Origin of the sequence: Bacillus thuringiensis, from assembly GCF_001182785.1 — a bacterium.
In the GTDB taxonomy this organism is placed as follows: domain Bacteria; phylum Bacillota; class Bacilli; order Bacillales; family Bacillaceae_G; genus Bacillus_A; species Bacillus_A thuringiensis_S.
In genome coordinates this window covers 4,072,037-4,095,603 of the sequence record NZ_CP012099.1, presented here as the reverse complement: position 1 = coordinate 4,095,603, position 23,567 = coordinate 4,072,037, and the positions used below count along the sequence as shown (strand labels likewise).

Sequence of the window (23,567 nt, the reverse complement as noted above, 5' to 3'; positions counted from 1 at the left end):
GGGTTTTTATATTGATAGAAATGAGGGAGATTCGTGAAGTTACTAGATTTATTATCAAAAGGAATTGTAATAGGTGATGGTGCGGTTGGGACGTTATTGCATTCACATGGTTTGCAAAGTAGCTTTGAAGAATTGAATGTATCTGATCCAGACTTAATTATATCGATTCATAAACAATATGTAGCTGCTGGAGCAGATGTAATTCAAACGAATACGTATGGAGCAAATGAGGCGAAATTACGTATGTATGGCTTAGAAAATCAAGTTACAGAAATTAATAGAGCGGCAGTAAAGCTGGCGAAAGCATCTGTTACGGACAGAAATGCAATTTTAGGAACAATTGGTGGTATGAAACATATCGGAGCCGTTACAACGACTGATATGGAAAGGGAGTTTATGCTACTTGAACAGGCAGGGGCTTTACTAGAAGAACAAGTTGATGGATTACTATTAGAAACCTTTTACGATGAATTTGAATTACTGCATGCCGTTAAAGTATTGCGTAAGCAAACGAACATTCCAATTGTTGCTCAATTAGCGTTACATGAAGCAGGTACGACTCAAAATGGAAATGATGTCAATGAAATATTAAAGCAACTTATAGATTACGGTGCAAATGTTGTTGGATTGAATTGTCAACTAGGGCCGCTTCATATGACGGAGGCTTTCAAAATGATATCGATTCCGCAAAATGGCTATTTATCAGCATACCCAAATGCAGGTCTCCCGAATTATGTGGAGGGACGTTACGTATATGAGGGAAGCCCAGCTTATTTTGAGGCGATGACACCGAGATTTATTGAGCAAGGTATTCGGTTATTAGGTGGTTGTTGTGGTACGACTCCAGAACATATTCAAAGTATGAAGCGCGCTGTTGCGAATGTTACACCTGTAATAGAAAAAGACACTATTCAAAGGCCGAAAGTCGTTCATACGCATGAGAAACGTTCGAAGGCTCACGTCACTCTAGCAGAGAAAGCGAAAAAACAAACGACAGTTGTAGTGGAATTAGATCCACCGAAAACGTTAGATACACAGCGTTTTTTTGAAGGAGCAAGAGCGTTAAAAAGAGCGGGAGCAGATGCTATTACTCTAGCAGATAATTCATTAGCATCGCCTCGTATTTCTAATATGGCGATGGGTGCGTTATTAACGAAGCATGATATCCCGGTATTGACACATTTAACGTGTAGAGATCATAACGTCATTGGACTACAATCTCATTTGTTAGGTTTATCGGCGTTAGGGATGGAAGAAGTGTTAGCTTTGACTGGTGATCCAGCGCGCGTTGGTGATTTTCCCGGTGCAACTTCTGTATACGATTTGTCCTCTATTGAGCTCATTAAAATGATTAAAGAAATGAACGATGGACGTTCAATTTTAGGGAAATCAATTGGACCGGCGACAAGGTTTTCTGTAGGCGGCGCATTTAATCCTCACGTGAGGCACTTAAAAGCAGCGGTTAAGCGAATGGAACGAAAAATAGGTGCTGGAGCGGAATATTTTTTAACTCAGCCAATTTACGATATCGCCTTAATTGAAGAAGTGTATGAAGCGACAAAGCATTTGGAACAACCTATTTTTATTGGAATTATGCCGTTAGTAAGTAAGCGGAATGCAGATTTTCTTCATTTTGAGGTACCGGGTATTACTCTTCCTGAAGAAATAAGAGAGAGAATGGATGGACACGAAACGAAAGAGGCAGCAATTGAGGAAGGGATTCGCATTTCGCAAGAATTGATCGACGCAGCGATGAAATATTTTAATGGTATTTATCTTATTACACCATTTTTAAAATATGAAATTACAGAACATCTTGTTAAATATGTAAGAGAAAAGCAAGAAGTGAAAGAAGGTATTAATTGATGAAGTGTATAGAAGAAAAATTACAAAATAGCATTTTAATATTAGATGGTGCAATGGGAACAATGATTCAGCAAGAGGATTTAACTGCTGAAGATTTCGGAGGAGAAGAGTACGAGGGCTGTAATGAATATTTAGTAGAAACAAGACCAGACGTTATTTTAAAGATTCATAAAGCTTATATTGAAGCTGGAGCGGATATTATTGAAACAAATACATTTGGAGCAACGAATATTGTACTAAGTGATTATGAGCTGTCTCATTTAGATGAAGAACTAAATGAAAAGGCAGCACTTTTGGCGAAGCAAGCTGTTACAGAAAGCGGTAGGGAAGTATATGTTGCGGGAGCGATGGGACCAACAACGAAAGCAATTAGTGTTACTGGTGGTGTGACTTTTGAAGAATTGATTGAGGCTTATACAAGGCAGGCACGAGGATTATTAAAAGGAGAAGTTGATGTATTACTCGTTGAGACGAGTCAAGATATGCGTAACGTGAAAGCAGCTTATATTGGAATTCAAGCTGCTTTTGAAGAACTGAAAAAAACGGTTCCTATTATGATTTCAGGAACGATTGAGCCAATGGGAACGACTCTGGCTGGGCAAACAATTGAAGCTTTTTATTTATCAGTAGAACATATGAAACCATTATCTGTTGGGTTAAATTGTGCGACTGGTCCGGAGTTTATGAGGGATCATATTCGTTCACTATCTGATTTATCGGAGTGTTACATTTCTTGTTATCCAAATGCAGGTCTTCCTGATGAAGATGGACATTACCATGAGTCTCCATCTTCTCTTGCTGAAAAGGTGAAGCGATTTGCTGAAGAAGGATGGGTTAATATTATCGGTGGTTGTTGTGGCACAACACCAGAACATATAAGAGCAATGAAGGAAGCGCTAGCATCTCTTAAGCCTCGTGACCATCATGAGAGAGAAGGACATGGAATTAGTGGATTAGAGGCACTGCAATACGATGAGTCTATGAGACCGTTATTTGTAGGTGAAAGAACGAATGTTATTGGTTCACGTAAATTTAAACGATTAGTAGCAGAAGGGAAATTTGAAGAGGCTGCTGAAGTGGCAAGAGCGCAAGTGAAGAAAAATGCTCATATTATTGATATTTGTATGGCAGATCCTGATCGTGATGAAATAGAAGATATGGAGAAATTTTTGACAGAAGTTACGAAAGTGTTAAAAGTACCGATTATGATTGATTCAACGGATGAAAATGTTATGGCAAGAGCACTTACTTATATTCAAGGAAAAGCTGTTATCAACTCTATTAATTTAGAAGATGGAGAAGAGCGTTTTGAAAAGGTAACACCGCTTCTTCGTAAGTATGGTGCTGCAATTGTAGTTGGTACAATCGATGAAGATGGTATGGCAGTAAGTGCTGAAAGAAAATTAGAAATTGCAAAAAGAAGTTACGAATTATTAACGACGAAATATGGGATACGCCCGTCAGATATTATTTTTGATGCACTTGTGTTTCCAGTAGGGACAGGTGATGAAGAATATATCGGTTCAGCGGCAGCGACTATAGAGGGGATTCGCCTTATTAAAGAAGCGTTACCAGAGTGTTTAACGATTTTAGGTGTAAGTAACATATCATTTGGTTTACCACCAGCTGGACGTGAAGTATTGAATTCCGTCTTTTTATATCATGCTACGAAGGCTGGATTAGATTACGCGATTGTTAATACGGAAAAATTAGAACGCTATGCGTCAATTCCAGAGGAAGAAAAACAACTTGCAGATGCATTACTGTTTGAAACGACGAAAGAGACGTTAGAAGAATTTACAAACTTTTACCGAGTCGCTAAAAAGAAAGATGTCGTTGTGCAAGAAACGTTAACGCTTGATGAACGACTAGCAAATTATATTGTAGAAGGTACGAAACAAGGATTACACGAGGATTTAAGTCTTGCACTTGAAGAAGGAAGAAAACCTCTTGATATTATTAACGGTCCGCTTATGACAGGGATGGACGAGGTAGGACGACTATTTAATAATAATGAACTTATTGTTGCAGAAGTATTGCAAAGTGCCGAAAGTATGAAAGCTGCTGTAAGTTATTTAGAGCCACATATGGAATCTAGCGATAGTGCAAAAAAAGGGAAAGTATTATTAGCAACTGTTAAAGGTGACGTACATGATATTGGGAAAAACCTCGTTGAAATTATTTTATCGAATAACGGATATGAGATTATTAATTTAGGAATCAATGTTCGTTCGGATCGAATTGTTCAAGAAGTACAAGAAAAGAAGCCTGACATTATAGGCCTTTCAGGTTTATTAGTAAAATCAGCGCAACAAATGGTAACGACTGCTGAAGATTTAAAAGCAGCAAATATTGATGTGCCCATTGTTGTAGGTGGTGCAGCGTTAACGAGAAAGTTTACAGATAATCGGATTTCACCATCATATAAAGGGCTCGTTTGTTATGCGAGTGATGCGATGACGGGGCTCGATATTATTAATAAGCTTCAAAAAGAAGAAGAGCGTGAGAAGATGAAACAGGATAAAAAAGAACGTCATCTTCATATCGTAAAAAAAGAGGAGAAGCAAGTAGAAATTCCAGCAGTAATTGAGCCATTACCGAAGGCTGAGGTTATGGTGCCTGATTCAACAAAACGAATTGTATTACGCGATATTCCGGCTCTTCATCTCGCTCCATTTTTAAATAGACAAATGTTACTTGGGCATCACCTTGGATTAAAAGGAAATGTGAAGAAGCTTTTGAAAGAGGGGGATAAGAGAGCACATGAATTAAATGATTTAATAGATGAATTATTGCAGGAAGGACAATCTTGGTTAAAACCGAAAGCAGTGTATCAATTTTTCCCAGCGCAAAGCGACGGACAAAACATTGTAATATATGATCCAGAAGATCATACGCGCGTAATAGAGCGTTTCACATTTCCTAGACAAGGAAAAGCACCATACCGTACTTTAGGTGATTATTTGCGCCCTATTGGAGATGAGATGGACTATGTTGCTTTCTTATCTGTTACGGTTGGGGAAGGAGTTCGGGACATTGCTGAAGAGTGGAAGGCGAAAGGTGATTACTTACGTAGTCATGCCATTCAATCGTTAGCGCTTGAATTAGCAGAAGGACTTGCTGAAAAAACACATATGCTCATTCGTGACCGCTGGGGCATTCCAGACTCACCTGAACTGACGATGGAAGAACGTTTCCGTACGAAATATAGAGGAATACGCGTGTCATTTGGTTATCCGGCGTGTCCAGAACTTGCAGATCAAGAAAAGCTATTTCGCTTAATTCATCCAGAGGAAATAGGTATTTCATTAACAGAAGGATTCATGATGGAGCCAGAAGCGTCCGTAACGGCTATGGTATTTTCTCACCCTGAGGCAAGATATTTTAGTGTATTATAGTCTAGAAGGGGGAGACGTATGAAGAAAATAGTCTTTACAGGTGGCGGTTCGGCAGGACATGTAACACCTAATTTAGCCATTATCCCATATTTACAAGAAGACAACTGGGATATCTCTTACATTGGTTCTCATCAAGGTATTGAGAAAACGATTATAGAAAAGGAAGGCATTCCCTACTATAGTATTTCGAGTGGAAAGCTACGTCGTTATTTTGATTTGAAAAATATAAAAGATCCTTTTCTTGTAATGAAGGGTAACTAACTGTTACGATTTATTTAACCAATTATAACGAAAGTTAATTAAATATATCAGTAAGCCCTGCTAGTCAAGTGATTGGCTAGTAGTGAGGGTTAACTGCGGGCAATCCCTAAAGCTGATTGAACTACAACGTGGCTAGAAATGGCGAGCGTGAATGTTGCGAAAGCAGAAAAAATCAATCAGATCGTGCAAGGTTAAATCCTAAACACTAGAACAATGGGTCTTCCGCCTCGAATCATCTAAGTCAAAAGCGATAAGATGAACGTTCAACGACTATCTCGTATAACTGACGAGAGTACATCACAAGCCTATGGTGATGGAAAAATCCTCTATCTCTAAAGAGATAAACATATAGTCTGCGCTCATGTGAAAACATGAGAAGTTCATAAGAGAACTGGCTAAGGAATTGCGCCCTTAGTTGAACGAGATACATTTAATTAAATCTATCAAACCTCATTGAATATATCGAACGCATGTGCTATTGTGGGTTCAATGAGGTAAGAATAATAATGAAATTTTCACGAGTTAGTCAAGTATCAGAATTAACAGGTTTGCATCCGAGTAGTCTTACGAGAATGCTGGTGGAACACGCTACGATTCAGAAGAACAAATCTTTCATTAAAGGAGTTACATTCTGATGATATTAGCGAAGAAAGTCAGACTGATTCCAACGCCTGAACAAGAAAAAGTGCTTAGAAACCATGCTGGTGCTGCAAGATTCGCTTATAACTATTGTAAAAGAATGAGTGATAGGTATTATAAGCTATTTGGAAAATCTGTTTCACAGTTAGCTTTACAGAAACGATTTACAAAGATCAAGAAGCGAAAGAGATATGAGTGGTTAAATGACATCAACGCACAAGTTCCCAAACAGGCTTCAAAAGATTTTGATACGGCGAGAAAACATTCGTTCAAAAAGTACAAAAATGGTTATCACACTTCTTATAAATCCAAAAAAGATTTAATCCAAGGATTTTATGCCAATTATGAAAGACTGGTTATAGGAAAGAAAGTAGTTCATATTCAGTCTATTGGAGAAGTGAAAACAAGCCAACAACTACCAAGAAATAAAAAACCATCCAATCCAAGAGTTACCTTTGACGGTCGTCACTGGTGGATGAGTGTAGGGTTCCAAGAAGACTTTAAATCACAAGAATTAACCGATGAGTCGATTGGTGTGGATGTTGGTTTAAAAGAGCTTTTTGTAGCTTCTAATGGTACGAAAGAACGAAATATAAACAAAGATGCCAAGGTTAAAAAACTTTTGAAAAGGAAAAAGTCAGCGCAAAGAGATATGTCTAGGAGATTTAAAAAAGGTGTGAAAATTCAATCTGCTGGATATGAAAAAGCGAAAGCTGAGCACCTGCGGTTATCTAGGAAAATTATGAATATCCGAAATAACCATATCCATCAAGCAACAGCTAAATTGGTGAAAACCAAACCAATGAGGATTGTTGTGGAAGACTTATCTATTTCAAACCTGTTAAAAAACAAAAAACTATCGAAAGCATTTTCATTTCAAAAATTAAACTTCTTCTTTCAATGTTTGTCATACAAGTGCGAGAAGTACGGCATTGCGTATGTAAAAGCTGATAAATGGTTCGCTTCAAGCAAGATTTGCTCATGTTGCGGCGTTAAATACGACCATTCATTTCAACCAGAAGGACAGTGGAGTTTAAAGATTCGTGAATGGCGTTGTGCTTCATGCAATAGCTATCACGATAGGGATGTAAATGCTGCGATAAATTTATCAAGATGAGTAAAATAAATGCTTGATAATAGGAGGTAACGATACTGCCTCGTGTGGAGTGTTATACCCCTCGTCCCTTTGGGGCTGCGAGAACACGATGAAGCACTAACTCGTGTAAATTTGATTGAATTGTATAGATTTAGTTAAGTTTATCGTATCGGTGTTATGGATGCGTATGTAAGGATTCGAAAACTAAAACCAGATGTGATTTTTTCAAAAGGCGGTTTCGTATCTGTACCAGTCGTAATTGGAGGATGGCTAAATAGAGTACCAGTTTTATTACATGAATCTGATATGACGCCAGGACTAGCAAATAAAATTGCGCTTCGTTTTGCTTCGAAAATATTTGTTACATTTGAAGAAGCAGCGAAACATTTACCGAAAGAAAAAGTAATATATACGGGATCTCCTGTACGTGAAGAAGTGCTGAAAGGAAATCGTGAAACAGGTTTAGCGTTTTTAGGTTTTTCACGTAAAAAGCCAGTTATTACAATTATGGGAGGCAGCTTGGGCGCGAAAAAAATTAATGATACGGCTCGAGAAGCATTACCAGAACTTCTTAAAAAGTATCAAATTGTTCACCTTTGCGGAAAAGGTAACCTTGATGAAAGTTTACAAAATAAAGAAGGATATAGACAATTTGAATATGTACATGGAGAACTGCCAGATATATTAGCGGTAACAGATTTTGTTATTTCACGCGCGGGCTCCAACGCAATTTTTGAATTTTTAACATTACAAAAGCCGATGGTTTTAATTCCATTATCGAAATTTGCAAGCCGTGGAGATCAAATATTAAATGCAGAGTCCTTTGAAAGGCAAGGGTATGCCTCCGTATTATATGAAGAAGATGTAACTGTAAAATCTCTTATAAAGTATGTTGAAGAATTGAATCAAAATAATGAGAAGTATAAAACAGCACTAAAAAAATATAATGGAAAAGAAGCAATTAAAACAATCATTCAAAATATTTCAGAGGCATGATGAAACAATCATGCCTCTTTTAGTAGGGTGAAAGATTCCAAGAATTGATATTTTTATGTTACAATAAAGTGAAACTTTAATCAGTTGGGGGCATCCTCCATCTAACTTCTTTGCTTTCACTGGAATTTGAGGAGGGGGTTTTACTGCCCTCAAATAGCGGGATAACAAATGGGTTAATAGGGAAATTCCAATTAATGAAGCGTGAAAATACGAATGGATTAGGAGTGACTGTGTTGGAGCTAAGTCTCTATGAAAATACTGCACTTATTATATGCTTTGTGTTGTACGTTGGTAGTGTTATTGTTTATATTTCAAGGAAATTTTCGCAAGAAAGAGAGCTTGAAAAATCAGAGATAACAGCTGAACTAGAAATGTTAGCTGATGAAAGTTATAAAAAACAAAAAATAAAAGAAGACCATGAAGCATCCCATCATTTAAACGCAAATAAGTTTTAAAGATGGGGATTTTTTTTTGAAGTTGTTCTTTATTATAGCTATAACAAATAACGCTAAAAAGGAGTTTCCCGATACATAATGAAGGAGTGTATATAAATGAATTTTTATATCGCCTCAGGTTTCCAAAATAAACATCTTGTATGTTCCGTAGCAAATGAACTGAAACATGCAGGATGGCACCATACATATGATTGGACCAAAAACGAAAGAGCAGTGAATCAAGAACAATTAAGAGAAATTGGTCAGGCAGAAAAAAATGCTGTAAAAGAAGCGGATGTGTTTTTACTTATATTAGATGGCGGAAACGGGAGCCATACAGAGTTTGGAATGGCGATTGCACTAGAGAAAACGATATATGTATATCATGCAGGAAACCCGCTCCAAAAAACGTTCTATCACTTGCCAGAAATAAATATTTTTGAAGGAGATGTAGCGGAGTTTGCATCTTATGTTATGAATCATGTGAAATAATAGTAACTACCTAAAAGGTTATAAAAGTGATCTTTTGGGTACAGTGATGATAAGAAACGTATATAAAGGAGTACATAATATGAAATTAGAAAATGGATGGGAAACGAGCTTTTTAGAAGTCGTACAAAATAGTGAATTTAAGAAAGAGGCACTTCTTAGTCAATTGCTGTGTCAGGATAGTGAAGAAGTAGAAGAGCTTGTGGATGATTACGGCTACGAAGAACTTGTTGAACGTGAACATGATGATGAGTTAGCTGAAATCTTAGGAGAAGAACTTTTTAGTGAGATGGAACGCCAAGTATTCTTATCTTCAAACCCAGAAGAAAAACTTATTGCATTCGTCAATGGATTAGGTTTTCATGTGTTAGATTGGATCGTTCTTCTTGAAACAGAATTTGGCATTGATAGTGCAAACTTTACATCAGATGCTGTGAAGGTGTTAGAAAAGCGTTTCAGACAGTTTCCATACATAGAGGACAATACAATTTTTGATATGACATTTGGAGAATCGATGGATGTATTAGAATCTGTTACAGGATTACAACTAAAGGAAAAGATGAACATATAATGAAAAAAGAACGTGATTGGATCACGTTCTTTTTTTACATAATAATAATTTTATCATCTAGTTTTGTCTGCCCGGTAAGAAGTGCGTTTAAATATTCCACTTTTCTTATACAAGCTTGTATATGTCTTTCAACCTCTTGTAACTCTGCTTGGTGATGTGTTTCAATTGGATGAATTTGTACGTTGAATTTTTCAAATTGACTACTATATGTTATTTCTGCATAGCCGCTCATAATATCGGTTTCGTTATGAAATAAAAATTGCCTCGTTTTGTCACAGAATGATACATCCTGAAAGCCATATACTTTTAATGCTTCAATTACCTTTTTAATCATTTTTGTATTCATTTTTTTAACCCTCTTTACGAAGTTCTACTTTTATATTATAACATAAAAAATTACATAGAAAGCGCTTCCAAATGTATTTTATTATAAACTTTACGTTTCAATCACAAAAATGAAACAAAGAAAAAATAATTGTAAAGAAGGAAGGACTCTTTTATTGTTTCGTCATATATATAGAGAAATAGTGCAATGAAAGGAAATTTTCCGAGGTGGAGATCGTATTTCCAATTTGAGCGCAGTAAAAGAGGTGAGAATCTTGAACTTTGATATTGTAGGACAAAAAGCATATATAAAAGATGGACCGCATCGGAACCGAATTGGAATTGTAAAGAAAAACGAGACAAAATTAGCATCGCAGTTTGCTATTGTAATTGGAGAACAAATTATTGATGTAGAGCTAAAGGATATCGTGTTAGTTGGAGTAGATGTAGGACAATTTCATAAATGGTGCGAACAAAATGGTTATTTGTGAAAAGGACGGGCTGTGAGATAATGAAATATATTTGAGGAAAGAGAATATATTATTGTATTCTCTTTTTCTATGTTTAAGGAGGCGGAGATGAAGTATACAGAAAGAGATTTTACGTTGGAGTTAAAAGAGAACATTCAATGTATGGAGAAGGAAATAGAGCGAATGTCACTTAAATTGTATAAAGAGTATTCGCATTTATACATAGAAAAAAACATGGAATTAGATATGGGATTTGCAAGAGAAAAAGAGAATCCCTTTGAGGTGGGTTATTATTCAACAGTTGCTATAGCTATATTAGATGAAGAAAAAGAGATGATTAAATTTCACAATATTCCGATTTGGAAATGTGAAAGAATCTTTTTAGGAATGCCAATTCAATCAAACATTTTGGGTAGTAAGAAAGTAGGAGAACTCGCTGATGAATCTTGTTATGAGATTGAGGAAGAGTTAAAAGAGCAATTAGAAGAATACTTGGAGTGATAATTCTCAAGATAAGATCTATAAAGAGGGAACGGAATAAAAAAGACGCTAACAATTGTATGTTAGCGTCTTTTTTTCATTATGAAGCAATTTCACCAGTTTTTGTATCATCTTGATTGTACGTATCTTGATCTAATTCACCAAGCCATTTACTTGAAATAAGACCTGCTGTCATAGAACCACTTACGTTAAGAGCTGTACGACCCATATCGATTAATGGCTCAACAGAGATAACTAGAGCAACAATACCGATTGGTAAGTTCATTGTAGATAGTACGATTAAAGCTGCGAATGTTGCACCGCCACCAACTCCGGCAACACCGAATGAGCTAATAGCAACAACAGCGATTAAAGTTAAAATAAATTGTGGTTGTAATGGATCAATTCCTACAGTTGGAGCGACCATCATTGCAAGCATTGCTGGATAAATACCTGCGCAACCGTTTTGTCCGATAGATACCCCAAATGAAGCTGCGAAGTTTGCAATTCCTTCGGAGATACCAAGCTTTTCTTTTTGAGCTTCAATATTTAATGGCATCGCACCAGCACTAGAGCGAGATGTGAATGCAAATGTTAATACAGGGAATACCTTTTTTAAATATTGAATTGGATTTAAACCAGATAGAGCAATTAATAATAAGTGGATAACGAACATTACGATAAGTGCCACGTAAGACGCTAACACGAAGTTACCAAGTTTTAAAATAGCGTTTATGTCGCTACCAGCAACTGTTTTTGCCATAAGAGCTAATACGCCGTATGGTGTAAGGCGTAAAATTAATGTTACCATACGCATTACGATTGCATATCCAGCATCAAGCATTTTCTTAAATAGCTCTGCTTGTTCTGGATATTTTCGTTTTACACCTATAAAGGCAATGCCGATAAAGGCTGCAAATATTACGACAGAAATTGTTGATGTTGGACGAGCGCCTGTTAAATCAAGAAACGGATTTGTAGGCAATAGCTCTAATAATTTATCTGGAATTGTTGTCTTTTCAATAGAAGTAAATCTTTCTTCAACTAGTTTCAGACGAGCAGATTCTGCATCACCTTGTTGCAAGCCTGTTGCAGATACATCAAATCCTGCACTTGCAGCGATACCGACAGCTGCAGCGATTCCTGTAGTAAGAATTAAAATTCCGATAATAAGACCACTAATTTTACCAAGGTTTTTCGTTAACTGTAATTTTGTAAATGCTGAAATAATAGATACTAAAATAAGTGGCATAACGATCATTTGAAGTAATTTCACATAACCGTTACCAATTAAGCCAAACCAAGTATTTGATTCAATAATTACTTTAGAAGTTGGCTCATAAATGAATTGTAATATAAGACCGAATAAAATTCCGACTCCTAAAGCGGTAAATACACGTTTATTAAAAGATACATGCTTACGTTGCATATAATATAATACGCCAACTAAGATGAGCATGACTGCAACGTTAATTCCGACAAGCAGTGTATTCATGTTGATTCCCCCTAATTCCAATCTGTTATATAGAATATAAGGTAATAAAACCTATAAGTCAACTAGGAAATTCCGGGATTAAAAAAAAGATGGCAAAATGCCATCTTTTAATGTCCAGCCCCAGGGACAAGTAAAAATGTCGTGTAGTATGTAAATCCTATGAAGAAAACAGTTAAATATGCCCCGAATACGTATATATACATACGCTCTGTTAATTTTAAATAGCTTAAAAGTACGAAGAAACCTGTTTGTCCTAAAAATAGTAGTGCAGCCTGTTGCATATCTCCTACGTAAAACATAACCGAGAAAATTCCAGTCCAAAAGCCGAGAACGCGAAACATGCGATCCATGCCATTTCCCTCCTTTTCTAGAAAAAGTAAAACCTCTTTTCATTATAGTTTATTTTTCTTACTATTGTAAATATTCGTTCATATAAAAAGAAGCCAATTATTATTGGCTTCTTTTTATATGAGAAATTAAATTGTTAGTTTATAATTACAAGATTTACATCCATCTAATAGACTATCATGTCGAGTTAATTCCATGTTAGGGAATAGGATTTCAAAAATTCCTTTCATCATATCTCCGTGCATGTTACAAATTTCAGTTGGATGATGAACAGCAACTTCTTTAAATGGACAATTGTGTACATCATAGAAAATTTTTGTTCCATCTGCACTTAATTCAAATGCAGGTGATAAGCCGGCTGTTGAGAAAGCTTCTTTTGCAATTTGAACTTTTTGCTCTACTGTTAAAGCATCTTCACTCACATTTAAACGTTGCATATGTTGTTGCATTAATTCGGCCCCGAATTGTTTTCCTGTTTCGTATAGCGCTTTTTCACCAGCAGCGCCAAGGCTAAGTAAAGAATTAAATGCTATTCTTGCTAACAATTGATAATCACGGAATGGAAATTGCAATTGAATAACATCTTCAGATAAGACATATAATCTGCTTGGTCTTCCGCCTTTTCCAGTTTTTTTTGTTTCCGATTTAAGCATATGAACATCTTCTAATTTAGATAAATGTAAACGTGCTACGTTTGGATGAATATCGAATTCATCTGCAATTTCTTGTACAGTTACGTAACTATGTTTTTGCGAAATATATTTATAAATGTAATAACGAGTTGGGTCAGCTAAAACACCTGTAATTTTTAAAGCTTGTTCCATGAGGATCTCCACCTTTATCACTTTATCCAAGATAATAACATTATAATACAGATAAACATGAGTATAGGTAATTTCAGACAATAATTCAGAAATTGTTCATAATTTCACAAACATATTTTTCCTTTTTGTTCTAGTGAAAATACAAAATTCCAAATTTTTATTGTGCATGTTTTCATGCTATATACATAGTAAGGAGGGAAAAGTGATGAATGGGATTGAAATTTTTGCGAATACAATTTTAAAAGAGGCGTGTAGGGTACAAGCGTCAGATTTACATATTGTGCCCCGGCAGAAGGATGTAGCGGTGCAACTACGTATAGGAAAAGATTTAATGACGAGACATTGTATTGAAAAGGAGTTTGGAGAAAAACTTGTCTCACATTTTAAATTTTTAGCATCTATGGACATAGGAGAGAAACGGAAGCCACAGAATGGTTCGTTGTATTTGCAAATTGATGGACAAGAAGTGTATTTACGCCTTTCAACACTTCCAACAGTATATCAAGAAAGTCTCGTTATTCGCCTTCATTTACAAGCATCTGTTCAGCCCTTATCACATCTTTCGTTATTTCCAAGTACGGCAGCAAAACTACTCTCGTTTTTACGCTATTCACAGGGGCTACTCGTGTTTACTGGACCGACTGGATCTGGGAAGACAACGACAATGTATGCATTATTAGAGGTAATTAGAAAAAAGAAAACACGTCGCATCATTACACTTGAAGATCCGGTTGAAAAAAGAAGTGACGATGTATTACAAATTCAAATAAATGAAAAAGCGGGTCTCACATATGAAACAGGATTAAAGGCTATTTTACGTCATGATCCAGATATTATTTTAGTCGGTGAAATTCGTGATGAAGAAACAGCAAAAATAGCTATAAGAGCAAGTTTGACAGGACATTTAGTCATGACAACGCTGCATACGAATGATGCGAAAGGAGCAATCATTCGTTTCATGGATTATGGTATAACGAGGCAAGAGATTGAACAGTCTTTATTGGCTGTAGCTGCACAGCGACTTGTCGAATTGAAGTGTCCGTTTTGCAGAGGAAAGTGCTCAACTTTATGTAAATCAATGAGGCAAGTAAGGCAAGCAAGCATTTATGAGATACTATATGGATATGAGTTAAAACAAGCGCTTAAAGAAGCAGATGGAGAATGTGTTACTTACAAACATGAGACTTTAGAATCGTCAATACGAAAAGGATATGCTTTAGGTTTTTTAGAAGATGATGTTTATGTTTAAGAAAACTTGGAGTTTAAGTGATCAAGTAGTATTGTTGAAACGTTTAGGAGAATTATTAGAAAAAGGCTACTCTCTTTTACAAGCATTAGAATTTTTACAGTTTCAATTACCTGTAGAAAAGAAAGTACAATTGCAGAACATGATTGAGGGGTTAAAAGATGGGAAAAGTCTACACGATTCTTTTCATCAGTTAAAGTTTCATCAGGACATGTTAAGTTATTTATTTTATGCTGAGCAACATGGTGATATTTCTTTTGCTTTGCAACAAGGAAGTGCACTTCTTTATAAGAAAGATAAGTATAGGAGAGACATGATGAAAATAATGCAGTATCCTATGTTTTTGATGTTTTTTCTACTAATCATGCTTTTTATTTTTAACCTCATCTTATTACCTCAGGTTGAAATGGTTTATAGTTCGTTCGGTTCTAATACACCACTACTTACAGAAAGAATTTTAAGTGCAATAAAACTGCTACCTTACATTATTTTAACTGCTATTTTAACTGTTATTATTGGATGTAGTTTATATATGTTGTATTTTAGGAAACTTCCACATATTAGACAGGTAAAAATCATGCTTCGTATTCCCCTGATCAAAACATTTCTTATTTTAAAGCATTCGCATTATTTTGCTACTCAGTTGAGTGGTTTATTAAATGGTGGACTATCAGTATGTGAAGCTTTAACAATAATGATGGAGCAAAGATATCATCCGTTCTTTCAATATGAAGCGAGCCGGATTGAAAGACAATTAATTGGAGGAGAACAGTTACAATCTATCATTGCTAAAAGTGGGTATTACGAGAAAGAACTTTCTTGTGTTATTACGCATGGACAAGCAAACGGCAATTTAGGGATTGAATTAGGTGACTATAGCGATCTTATTATGGAAAAGATGGAACGGAAAATTAAACATATGTTAGTTATCATTCAGCCTATTTTATTTACATGTATTGGAGGAATCGTTGTCCTTATGTATTTAGCGATGATTATGCCGATGTTTCAAATGATGAATTCTATTTAGGGGGCATTTGTATGCAGAATGAGGAAGGATTTACTCTGTTAGAGATGCTATTAGTAATGGTTGTAATAACTATATTATTACTATTAATTATTCCGAATGTAGTTACACAGCGCTCATCGGTCCAAGGAAAAGGGTGTGCAGCTTACGTGAAATCTATAGAAGCGCAAATACAAGTATATCAATTACAACATAATAAAATTCCATCGTTAAAAGAACTGACAGATGAAAAGTATATTACAACTGATAAGTGTCCGAATGGCGAATCTATTCATATTTCAGATGATGGCGCAGTATCAATTAGGGCATTGTGAAACAACAGGGGTTTACTTTTTTAGAAATGTTACTCGTTTTATTTGCTATTTCTGTATTAAGTATAGTTACGTATTTTAGTGTTCATTCTTTATACGAGCGACAAAAAGTTGAACAATTTTTGAGACAGTTTTCAAATGATATTTTGTATATGCAGCAATTAGCGATAAATCGTCAAAAGCACTATACATTACGTTGGCATAAAGATAGAAATATGTATGCTATAAAAGAGTCAGGTACAAAGTATTATATCGTCAAGCGAGAGTATGAAGAAGATATACAAATTGATTTGCATACGTTTCCAAATCCGATGACATATAATCCAAGTGGAAATATTAATAGAGGTGGTACGATTATAATTTCGTATAGAAATTATAAATATGAAATTGTATTTCAGCTTGGAAGAGGGAGATTTACGTATCGTGAAATGTCAAAAAGGATCCATAATGGCTGAAATGATTGTATCGTTAAGTGTTTTAATGATGGCTGTATCGTTACTACTACCGCAAACAGTATTAGTTATGCAAGAAAGAAAAAATATACAAATTCGTTATAAGGCATCTGGATTATTAAAAAAGGAAGCAATTATATATATGTATGGAAATGAAGAAAAGCGAATAATAGAAAAGAATATAAATGGAATTGTGTATTACACATATTGGGGAGGCAATGAAGTTTGTACCATGTGGAGAGATGTGAAAGACAGAATGATGGAACAATGCTTTTATGTAGGAGAAAAAATAAATTAGAATTTGGTTTTTCATTAATAGAAATGATTGTATGTCTGTTTCTATTATCAATATTTTTTTTGCTCTTTCCCCGCCTACATTTCATTGGAATGGAAAATAAACAGTCAAAAGGATTAAATGATTGGGAGTGGGATGTATTTTTAGGTCAAATGCAATTGGAGTTTCGAGAAGTATCATCTGGAGAACAGCTAGCATTTGAAAATGGAGATAGTATTTTACGATTCCGATCGCGTAATGGGAGTGAAGTATCGTATGAAAAAGAGAATAGTCGTCTTATAAGAAAGGTAAATAGGCGCGGGAGGGAAGTTGTTTTACAAAATATTGGAACGGTTTCTTACAAACTAACACCTCATGTACTCATTATAAATGTGAAAGATACTAGCGGAAAAATATATGAAGGTGTAGTTATGCGATATAGTGAAATGGAAATGAATGTATGAGAGGGCAAAATGGGTTTACAATGCCTGGAACGCTCATCTTTCTTATTTTATTAACTTCTTTTTTTATATACGAAACAAATATGTTGTTTACAGATAAAAATTTTTATATAGAAATAGAACAAAAGTTTTTACTGGATGAACTGCTTAACCGATCTATTACAGATATAAAAAAAGACTTACAGCAAAAAGAAAAAGAAGGTGCATTTTTCTTTCAGTATGAAAAGGGAGAAGTGAGTGGAAATTATATCTTTGAAAATGACTTAATTCTCGTTGCATTGCAGTGTACACTCAAACAGGAAGTTTTCTATACGGTGAGCTTTCGGTATAGAAAAAAGGATGGAAAAATAGTCGATTGGATAGAAGGATAATATGTAAAAAATACGAAGAAAAACCAGGGATTTCTATTGTAAATTGAATTGATTTTTTAGAAGAAATGGATAAATATAATGATTAAAAGTTTAAATTTTCTCAAAAAAGAGAAAGGTAGAAAGAATGTGATATATTCATGCTATCCAATCATTATTTTTAGGGAGAATAGGGAAATGACAAACAACAATCAAATAGGTGAAAATAAGGAACAAACTATTTTTGATCATAAAGGAAATACGATTATGACAGAAGATAGAGAAATACACATTATTTCAAAATTCGAAGAACCTCTTATTGTCGTATTAGCAAATGTACTAAGTGATGAAGAGTGTGATGAATTGATTGAAATGTCTAAAAATAAAATGAAGCGTTCTAAAGTTGGTTCATCACGTGATGTAAATGATATTCGAACAAGTAGCGGTGCATTTTTGGAAGACAATGAACTTACTTCAAAGATTGAAAAACGAATTTCATCTATCATGAATGTTCCTGCGTCGCATGGTGAAGGATTGCACATTTTAAATTATGAAGTGGATCAACAATATAAAGCACACTATGATTATTTTGCGGAACATAGTAGATCAGCTGCTAACAATCGTATTAGTACGCTTGTAATGTACTTAAATGATGTAGAAGAAGGCGGGGAAACGTACTTCCCGAAATTAAATCTTTCTGTACACCCTAGAAAGGGAATGGCAGTATACTTTGAGTATTTTTATCAAGATCAATCACTAAATGAGCTTACGTTACACGGAGGGGCACCTGTAACGAAAGGCGAGAAATGGATTGCAACGCAGTGGGTGAGAAGAGGTACTTATAAGTAAAAGCGAGTGTTACGTTTTGTTCTTCATAGTATAAGAACAAAACGTTTTTTTATTAAACAAAGTAGCATCTTTCGTTATAATAACAATTAATAAATGACGATTGAGAGGACAGAAAATGAAATCTATATACATAACCGGCTATATGGGAGCAGGGAAAACAACAATTGGAAAAGCGTTAAGTAAGGAACTTCAAATGGATGTTGTAGATACTGATCAAAAAATCGAAGAGAAGCAAGAGAAGGCAATTCGAAATGTTTTTGCCGAAGAAGGCGAAATGGCTTTTCGGGAATATGAAAGCGAAATGTTACGTTCGCTACCAGTCCATAATGTCATTATTACAACTGGTGGGGGAATTATTGAACGAGCGGAAAATCGCAAGTGGATGAAAGAGAACGGAACTGTCGTGTATTTATATTGTGATCCGCACGTAATTGCAGAAAGGCTTCGTGAAGATACGACACGTCCACTATTTCAAAAGAAAGATATAGATGCATTTGTAACGAAATTTGAATCACGCCGAGCTTATTATGAAGAGGCTCATATTCATATCGATACGACAAATAAGTCTGTAAAGCAAATTATGAATGAATTAAAGGAAAAGATTAATGTATAAAAAAGTGGACATACTAATCAAGTAGAGGTGATAATATGTCTACTAATGATTATGTTCGCTTTGTGACGCAGCAGTTTGTGTCGTATATGGATGCTCCAAAAGAAGATCGAAAACAAAAGAAAGAACAACGCCGTGCTGAAAAAGAGCCATTTATGAATAAGTGGTTTGGTGTTATGCCGCTGAGTGCTGCTTTGTTTTACCGAAATGTAAAAAGTAAAAGAAAAAAATCAAGTTAAATTTTAGTCATATGTCTAGCAAACCAAGAATCCCCTAGTGTCGTAATACACTAGGGGATTTTTATTTACTGCACGGATTCTTGTTCTTCCGTAACGGCATGTATTTTATTGTTCACCCATACGAACCCTATTCCGATACAAATAGAAATGCCCCAGCCGACAGCGGTCATAATCGCTCTCATTTCACCGTAGCCATCTACACCAAAAACAGAGATGAAATAAATTTTTAAAAAGCTTTTTAATATAAATTGTAGCCCGAAAAATAACGTTAAATATTGCAGTGCTGGATATATACGACTATCACGATAAAGCTCACGACTTTTATCGCGGTCATGGCCTTGAAGTGCGGCAATATCTGCTGCGAAATATAACATAAGTGGTTTTTTTATAAAAATTGTACATATGACGATAATACCGAGTACGATGTGATAATATGCATCGTTCCATAACATTCGTTCAGCTGACCCAGATAATAGATCTACCGTTGTATTAGAAATGAGTGTAATTAAAATAAAGAACCCTGTCACGTTAAACTGTTTTTCTTTTTTAAAGGTATACAGTGTATAAATAATCCCCGGAACAGAGGAAAGTAACATCGCGTAATAAGGATCGATATAAGGTTTTGCAAATTTCCAAATAAGGAATGGGATTACGAGATAAAAGACAAGATCTAATATAGCTTTTTTATTTTGATTCATACAAAGCCTCCTTAAGTCATATATATATTTTATAATATAATTTCTGAAAATTGTATAAGGTTTAATGGGAAAAGAAAAAATATATCAATTTTTGAGGGATTAGTAGATTGAAAAAAATTGCCCCTAGCGTAGTAAGTTTTTTTAGTATATAATAAAGGAAACGCTTTCATTTTTAGTTTGTTCACAAAATGGACGGAAAATCACATATTTACTATCGATATGTTGCTTTATAATGAAACTAATTAAATATACATGCATACAATATTGTGAAATAAATAACATAAATAATCTATATAAATGTAAACGTTATCAAAAGAGAGAGGTGGAGACAATGAGTAAATTTTTCTTCAATCATAATCCAGCAACAGTAGAGGATGGAAGGCTTGTTAAATATGCTGAAATTATTTATGGAGAAGGTGGCCGTTCTGTATTAGAAAATTTAATGGTGAAGGCATCTATCAGATTGCGTGATCGTTATCCGAATAAATCTGACGAGCAGATCTCGAACCTAGTAAATAAAGGCATCCATGATATGTTTCAAAAATATGTGAGCGAGTAAGAGTAGCCAATGGCTGCTCTTATTTTTTTGTATAAGGATTGTAACTCTAGCTGAAAATAAACATGTATTTTGAAAAACGCAAAAAGGAGTGGGAAAGATGAGCAATGGAATTGGACGTTCGAAAGAAAATCTTCCAACTGATGCAAATCATGTGAGTGCAAAGGATCGTGCACACCAGAAACGTATGGCACAGAAAAAACAGCAAGAGCGTAGTGGCGATAGCGAGTAGGATAGAAAATAGCTCAAAAGAGGCTCCTTCTAAAGCAGAAGGAGCTTCTTCAAGATAGAAAATGATTCGCGGTAACATAAAAAAGGCCACCGTTAATAATTTGCACTGTAATACGTGGTTCATACTGTTCTTGCAGAGCTTGTTTTTCAATTTCATAGCTCTCAGGAAGTTCGTCACTTTCTTCATAAAAACGGTTTAAAAGGTCTAGATCATGATTCCAACGCACTCTTGCTTCTTTTGCCCACGTATGGTCATCTTCTGCAATTATATTTTTTAAAGCGTCCTCTATACGTTGTAAACCACTTTGCGGTTTAATGATAGGCGAGAGCGTAAAACAAAAATCAGGTATTTTTGGTGTAAGTTTAATGTTAGTTAATGTTTCATGAAAGTTTGCCATCATTGTTCCAGAAATGAGATGAATACCAATTGAGTGAAGGATGTCTTTTTTTCGATCACATTGATAGGAAACTTTTATATTAATACCGAGCCAAGGGTGGAGCGGTGTATGTGTTGCCCCATTATGTCTTACATCCTCATATAAACGTATGTATGAGCCTAATTCTTTTGTCGTTTGGAAAATTTGATGTAGACGTGGTGAACCGTAGTGAATAAGCTCACCATCGTTTTCTTCATTTTCTGGATTTGTAATAAGAGTAAGGCGCATCGGATTCGGTACGCCTCCTGTTTTCTCAAGATAGTGCCAATAAAAAGGACGATTCATTAATAATTTATCCATCTCAATTGTTAACTGTACATCTAATAAATGAGGAGAACGTTCTAAAATTTCACAGTTATTCGCCTCAAAGAAATTGTATAAGTAATTATGAATTTCATGTTGCTGCATAGCCTTGCACCTCAGCTTCATTTCGTTTCGCAAAGTCGATAATAGATGTTAAGTTTTCCATCTTAATTCGGATTTCTCCTTCGCTTTTTGATTGCGCAAATATTTCTTGAATGTGCGCGTCGATGTTTTTCATATTAATTCTCGTTAAAATTTCATCCAGTTCACCGATAACACGCTCAAATAAATTGATTTTTTCATATAACAATTTCAAAATATGTTCTTCAACAGTGTGCTTTGTAGCTAAGTTATAAATATGAACATCATTTTTTTGTCCAAGACGGTGAATACGTCCAATTCTTTGTTCAAGACGCATTGGATTCCATGGCAAATCATAATTAATCATATGGCTACAAAACTGTAAGTTAATGCCTTCTCCGCCAGCTTCCGTTGCAATTAACACTTGGGCACGATTTTGGAAAAGTTCCTTCATCCAATCTTTCTTCCCGCGTTTAAATCCGCCGCGGAATGGGACAGAAGAAATACCGTGTTGTTGTAAAAACCATTGTAAGTACATCTGTGATGCTCGGTATTCCGTGAAAATGACGACTTTATCGTCAATTTCTTTTATAAGCTCTAGAGCTTTAGTTGCTTTCGAGTTAAAAGGAATATGATTAATTTTGTCCATTAGCACATCGATATGTGGATCTTTTATATAATGTTCATTTTCTTTCTGTCTTTTTTCTACATGCTTTTTCAATGAATAGTAAACAGCCTCACGACTACTACACGCTTCCCGTTTTAAAGTTAATGATGAGAAAGCAGATGTGAAGGCGTCTTGTCCTCGCCAATTTTCGATATCATTATATAGAGCTTGTTCTTGTTCATTAAACTCAACAAAAATTGTACGTACATGTCTCTTCGGCCAATCGATACCGGTATTATGTCGTCTATTTCGCACCATTACTTTGTTAATGAGAGCTTTTAAGTCTTCATCTGATTCGGCTGAACGATTTTTGGAAGCGTAATATTCTTCAAAGTTGGATTGATTGCCTAAATGTCCTGGCTTTAATAAAGAAACAAGGTTAAAAATTTCATCAATCTTATTTTGAACAGGAGTAGCGGTTAGTAATAAACAAAACTTCTTTTTTAATCGTTGTGCAAATTCATAGTTTTTTGTTTTATTATTTTTTAGTTTATGTGCTTCATCGATAATAATAAGGTCATATTCTAAGTTCAACACGATATCGCGATGTGGTGACCGTTTCGCAGTATCAATTGATGATACGATTACGTCAGCTTGTTCCCACGAGTAGCTTTTCTTTTGTGCTACAGCGGGAATGAAAAACTTTGTATTTAGTTCATATGCCCATTGTGATACGAGAGAAGCTGGGACAAGTATAAGTACTTTTTTCACAAGCCCGCGGACCATATATTCTTTCAAAATAAGTCCAGCTTCGATTGTTTTTCCAAGGCCTACTTCATCTGCTAGAATCGCTTTGCCATTCATTTGTTCAATCACATTTTGAGCGACTTCTAATTGATGAGGAAGCGGTGTGAAATGTGATAAATGTTTCGGTGCTTGTAGTCCATCAAAAGTAGGAACAAGTAACGATTTTTCTGTTTCATAAGCTAAGTGATATAAATCCCAGTTTGTCCAAGGACCATCTTCGTCAATTCTATTTAAAAAATTGTTTTGCCACGTCCGATCTACGGAAATATCGACATTCATTACGACTCTCCCACCTTTTATAAACTAAAGTAATTATTTTTTAATGTATGATGATTTGCCTTAA

Annotated in this window: 29 protein-coding genes and 2 pseudogenes; 23 read left to right on the top strand and 8 right to left on the bottom strand. The window is 35.2% G+C overall.

The window, feature by feature from the left end; all coding sequences use genetic code 11:
* Positions 1-33 precede the first annotated feature (33 nt).
* The 9 genes and pseudogenes from AC241_RS21105 to AC241_RS21070 all read left to right on the top strand — a co-directional run bounded on the left by AC241_RS21105 (position 34) and on the right by AC241_RS21070 (position 9,750).
* Complete coding sequence (locus AC241_RS21105; protein WP_050844520.1) at positions 34-1,866, top strand: bifunctional homocysteine S-methyltransferase/methylenetetrahydrofolate reductase; 1,833 nt, start codon at positions 34-36, stop codon at positions 1,864-1,866.
* Positions 1,866-5,264 (top strand): methionine synthase, encoded by a 3,399-nt coding sequence (metH, locus tag AC241_RS21100; RefSeq protein WP_050844519.1) that lies wholly within the window; start codon positions 1,866-1,868, stop codon positions 5,262-5,264. Before AC241_RS21105 ends, metH begins: the two co-directional genes overlap by 1 nt.
* An 18-nt stretch (positions 5,265-5,282) precedes the next feature.
* A pseudogene (locus AC241_RS21095) lies at positions 5,283-5,519 on the top strand (glycosyltransferase); the annotation flags it as partial.
* 512 nt (positions 5,520-6,031) lie between these two features.
* Positions 6,032-6,160: a hypothetical protein gene (locus AC241_RS35715; RefSeq protein WP_000672787.1), complete on the top strand. Its 129-nt coding sequence runs from the start codon at positions 6,032-6,034 to the stop codon at positions 6,158-6,160.
* Positions 6,160-7,281 carry an RNA-guided endonuclease InsQ/TnpB family protein gene (locus AC241_RS21090; RefSeq protein WP_050844518.1) on the top strand — a complete coding sequence of 374 codons (1,122 nt, stop codon included), beginning with the start codon at positions 6,160-6,162 and terminating at the stop codon, positions 7,279-7,281. The genes AC241_RS35715 and AC241_RS21090 overlap by 1 nt, the downstream gene beginning before the upstream one ends.
* A 150-nt stretch (positions 7,282-7,431) precedes the next feature.
* Positions 7,432-8,256, top strand: a pseudogene (locus AC241_RS21085) (undecaprenyldiphospho-muramoylpentapeptide beta-N-acetylglucosaminyltransferase); the annotation flags it as partial.
* A 194-nt stretch (positions 8,257-8,450) separates the two neighbouring features.
* Entirely contained in the window at positions 8,451-8,711 is a 261-nt protein-coding gene (locus AC241_RS21080) for a DUF3966 domain-containing protein (protein ID WP_000817964.1), read from the top strand.
* A gap of 96 nt (positions 8,712-8,807) precedes the next feature.
* Positions 8,808-9,182: a nucleoside 2-deoxyribosyltransferase gene (locus AC241_RS21075; protein ID WP_043936283.1), complete on the top strand. Its 375-nt coding sequence runs from the start codon at positions 8,808-8,810 to the stop codon at positions 9,180-9,182.
* A gap of 79 nt (positions 9,183-9,261) precedes the next feature.
* Positions 9,262-9,750 (top strand): hypothetical protein, encoded by a 489-nt coding sequence (locus tag AC241_RS21070; protein WP_000764263.1) that lies wholly within the window; start codon positions 9,262-9,264, stop codon positions 9,748-9,750.
* Between the two features lie 34 nt (positions 9,751-9,784).
* Here the strand turns inward: AC241_RS21070 and AC241_RS21065 are convergent, their stop codons facing one another.
* Positions 9,785-10,096: a hypothetical protein gene (locus AC241_RS21065; protein WP_001093240.1), complete on the bottom strand. Its 312-nt coding sequence runs from the start codon at positions 10,094-10,096 to the stop codon at positions 9,785-9,787.
* A 253-nt stretch (positions 10,097-10,349) separates the two neighbouring features.
* On the opposite strand from AC241_RS21065, the gene AC241_RS21060 reads away from it, so the two are divergent.
* Positions 10,350-10,565 carry a DUF3912 family protein gene (locus AC241_RS21060; protein WP_001008326.1) on the top strand — a complete coding sequence of 72 codons (216 nt, stop codon included), beginning with the start codon at positions 10,350-10,352 and terminating at the stop codon, positions 10,563-10,565.
* 87 nt (positions 10,566-10,652) lie between these two features.
* The gene (locus AC241_RS21055; protein WP_048563827.1) at positions 10,653-11,045 is read left to right on the top strand and encodes a hypothetical protein; all 393 of its coding nucleotides are present in this window, start codon (positions 10,653-10,655) and stop codon (positions 11,043-11,045) included.
* Positions 11,046-11,124: 79 nt separating this feature from the next.
* Here the strand turns inward: AC241_RS21055 and AC241_RS21050 are convergent, their stop codons facing one another.
* The 3 genes from AC241_RS21050 to AC241_RS21040 form a co-directional block, all read right to left on the bottom strand.
* Positions 11,125-12,519, bottom strand: coding sequence for an L-cystine transporter (locus AC241_RS21050; protein WP_029443297.1), 1,395 nt, complete (start codon positions 12,517-12,519; stop codon positions 11,125-11,127).
* A gap of 107 nt (positions 12,520-12,626) precedes the next feature.
* On the bottom strand, positions 12,627-12,869 hold the full coding sequence (locus AC241_RS21045; RefSeq protein ID WP_000375619.1) for a DUF2626 domain-containing protein: 243 nt from the start codon (positions 12,867-12,869) through the stop codon (positions 12,627-12,629).
* A gap of 126 nt (positions 12,870-12,995) precedes the next feature.
* Entirely contained in the window at positions 12,996-13,691 is a 696-nt protein-coding gene (locus AC241_RS21040) for a helix-turn-helix transcriptional regulator (protein WP_000434107.1), read from the bottom strand.
* A gap of 205 nt (positions 13,692-13,896) precedes the next feature.
* Here AC241_RS21040 and comGA point away from each other — a divergent pair, with 205 nt between their 5' ends.
* The 10 genes from comGA to AC241_RS20990 all read left to right on the top strand — a co-directional run bounded on the left by comGA (position 13,897) and on the right by AC241_RS20990 (position 19,504).
* Complete coding sequence (gene comGA / locus AC241_RS21035) at positions 13,897-14,940, top strand: competence type IV pilus ATPase ComGA (protein WP_029443296.1); 1,044 nt, start codon at positions 13,897-13,899, stop codon at positions 14,938-14,940.
* Positions 14,927-15,964 (top strand): competence type IV pilus assembly protein ComGB, encoded by a 1,038-nt coding sequence (gene comGB / locus AC241_RS21030; RefSeq protein WP_050844873.1) that lies wholly within the window; start codon positions 14,927-14,929, stop codon positions 15,962-15,964. Before comGA ends, comGB begins: the two co-directional genes overlap by 14 nt.
* An 11-nt stretch (positions 15,965-15,975) precedes the next feature.
* Entirely contained in the window at positions 15,976-16,275 is a 300-nt protein-coding gene (gene comGC / locus AC241_RS21025; protein WP_001178687.1) for a competence type IV pilus major pilin ComGC, read from the top strand.
* Positions 16,272-16,727, top strand: a complete 456-nt coding sequence (gene comGD, locus AC241_RS21020) for a competence type IV pilus minor pilin ComGD (RefSeq protein ID WP_000813141.1) — start codon at positions 16,272-16,274, stop codon at positions 16,725-16,727. Before comGC ends, comGD begins: the two co-directional genes overlap by 4 nt.
* On the top strand, positions 16,720-17,022 hold the full coding sequence (locus AC241_RS21015) for a hypothetical protein (RefSeq protein ID WP_016080290.1): 303 nt from the start codon (positions 16,720-16,722) through the stop codon (positions 17,020-17,022). The genes comGD and AC241_RS21015 overlap by 8 nt, the downstream gene beginning before the upstream one ends.
* Entirely contained in the window at positions 16,992-17,462 is a 471-nt protein-coding gene (gene comGF, locus AC241_RS21010) for a competence type IV pilus minor pilin ComGF (protein ID WP_029443294.1), read from the top strand. Before AC241_RS21015 ends, comGF begins: the two co-directional genes overlap by 31 nt.
* Positions 17,459-17,830 (top strand): competence type IV pilus minor pilin ComGG, encoded by a 372-nt coding sequence (gene comGG / locus AC241_RS21005; RefSeq protein ID WP_016080292.1) that lies wholly within the window; start codon positions 17,459-17,461, stop codon positions 17,828-17,830. Before comGF ends, comGG begins: the two co-directional genes overlap by 4 nt.
* Before the next feature lie 174 nt (positions 17,831-18,004).
* Complete coding sequence (locus tag AC241_RS21000) at positions 18,005-18,655, top strand: 2OG-Fe(II) oxygenase (RefSeq protein WP_000183863.1); 651 nt, start codon at positions 18,005-18,007, stop codon at positions 18,653-18,655.
* 115 nt (positions 18,656-18,770) lie between these two features.
* Positions 18,771-19,268, top strand: coding sequence for a shikimate kinase AroK (gene aroK / locus AC241_RS20995; protein ID WP_050844517.1), 498 nt, complete (start codon positions 18,771-18,773; stop codon positions 19,266-19,268).
* A gap of 35 nt (positions 19,269-19,303) precedes the next feature.
* Positions 19,304-19,504, top strand: a complete 201-nt coding sequence (locus tag AC241_RS20990; RefSeq protein WP_000106083.1) for a YqzE family protein — start codon at positions 19,304-19,306, stop codon at positions 19,502-19,504.
* 65 nt (positions 19,505-19,569) lie between these two features.
* Here AC241_RS20990 and AC241_RS20985 read toward each other — a convergent pair whose 3' ends face one another.
* Both AC241_RS20985 and AC241_RS33210 read right to left on the bottom strand, forming a co-directional pair.
* On the bottom strand, positions 19,570-20,202 hold the full coding sequence (locus AC241_RS20985; RefSeq protein WP_001073111.1) for a VC0807 family protein: 633 nt from the start codon (positions 20,200-20,202) through the stop codon (positions 19,570-19,572).
* A 141-nt stretch (positions 20,203-20,343) separates the two neighbouring features.
* A complete protein-coding gene (locus AC241_RS33210; protein ID WP_003279814.1) occupies positions 20,344-20,460 on the bottom strand; it encodes a hypothetical protein in 117 nt (38 codons plus the stop codon).
* Positions 20,461-20,533: 73 nt separating this feature from the next.
* Between AC241_RS33210 and AC241_RS20980 the strand changes: the two genes are divergently transcribed.
* On the top strand, positions 20,534-20,761 hold the full coding sequence (locus AC241_RS20980; RefSeq protein ID WP_000032702.1) for a hypothetical protein: 228 nt from the start codon (positions 20,534-20,536) through the stop codon (positions 20,759-20,761).
* 97 nt (positions 20,762-20,858) lie between these two features.
* A complete protein-coding gene (locus AC241_RS35710) occupies positions 20,859-20,990 on the top strand; it encodes a hypothetical protein (protein ID WP_050844516.1) in 132 nt (43 codons plus the stop codon).
* 49 nt (positions 20,991-21,039) lie between these two features.
* Here the strand turns inward: AC241_RS35710 and AC241_RS20970 are convergent, their stop codons facing one another.
* Together AC241_RS20970 and AC241_RS20965 are read right to left on the bottom strand one after the other, a co-directional pair.
* A complete protein-coding gene (locus AC241_RS20970; protein WP_001183963.1) occupies positions 21,040-21,834 on the bottom strand; it encodes a YqhG family protein in 795 nt (264 codons plus the stop codon).
* Positions 21,821-23,503, bottom strand: a complete 1,683-nt coding sequence (locus tag AC241_RS20965) for a DEAD/DEAH box helicase (protein ID WP_001100040.1) — start codon at positions 23,501-23,503, stop codon at positions 21,821-21,823. The genes AC241_RS20970 and AC241_RS20965 overlap by 14 nt, the downstream gene beginning before the upstream one ends.
* Between the last annotated feature and the right edge of the window lie 64 nt (positions 23,504-23,567).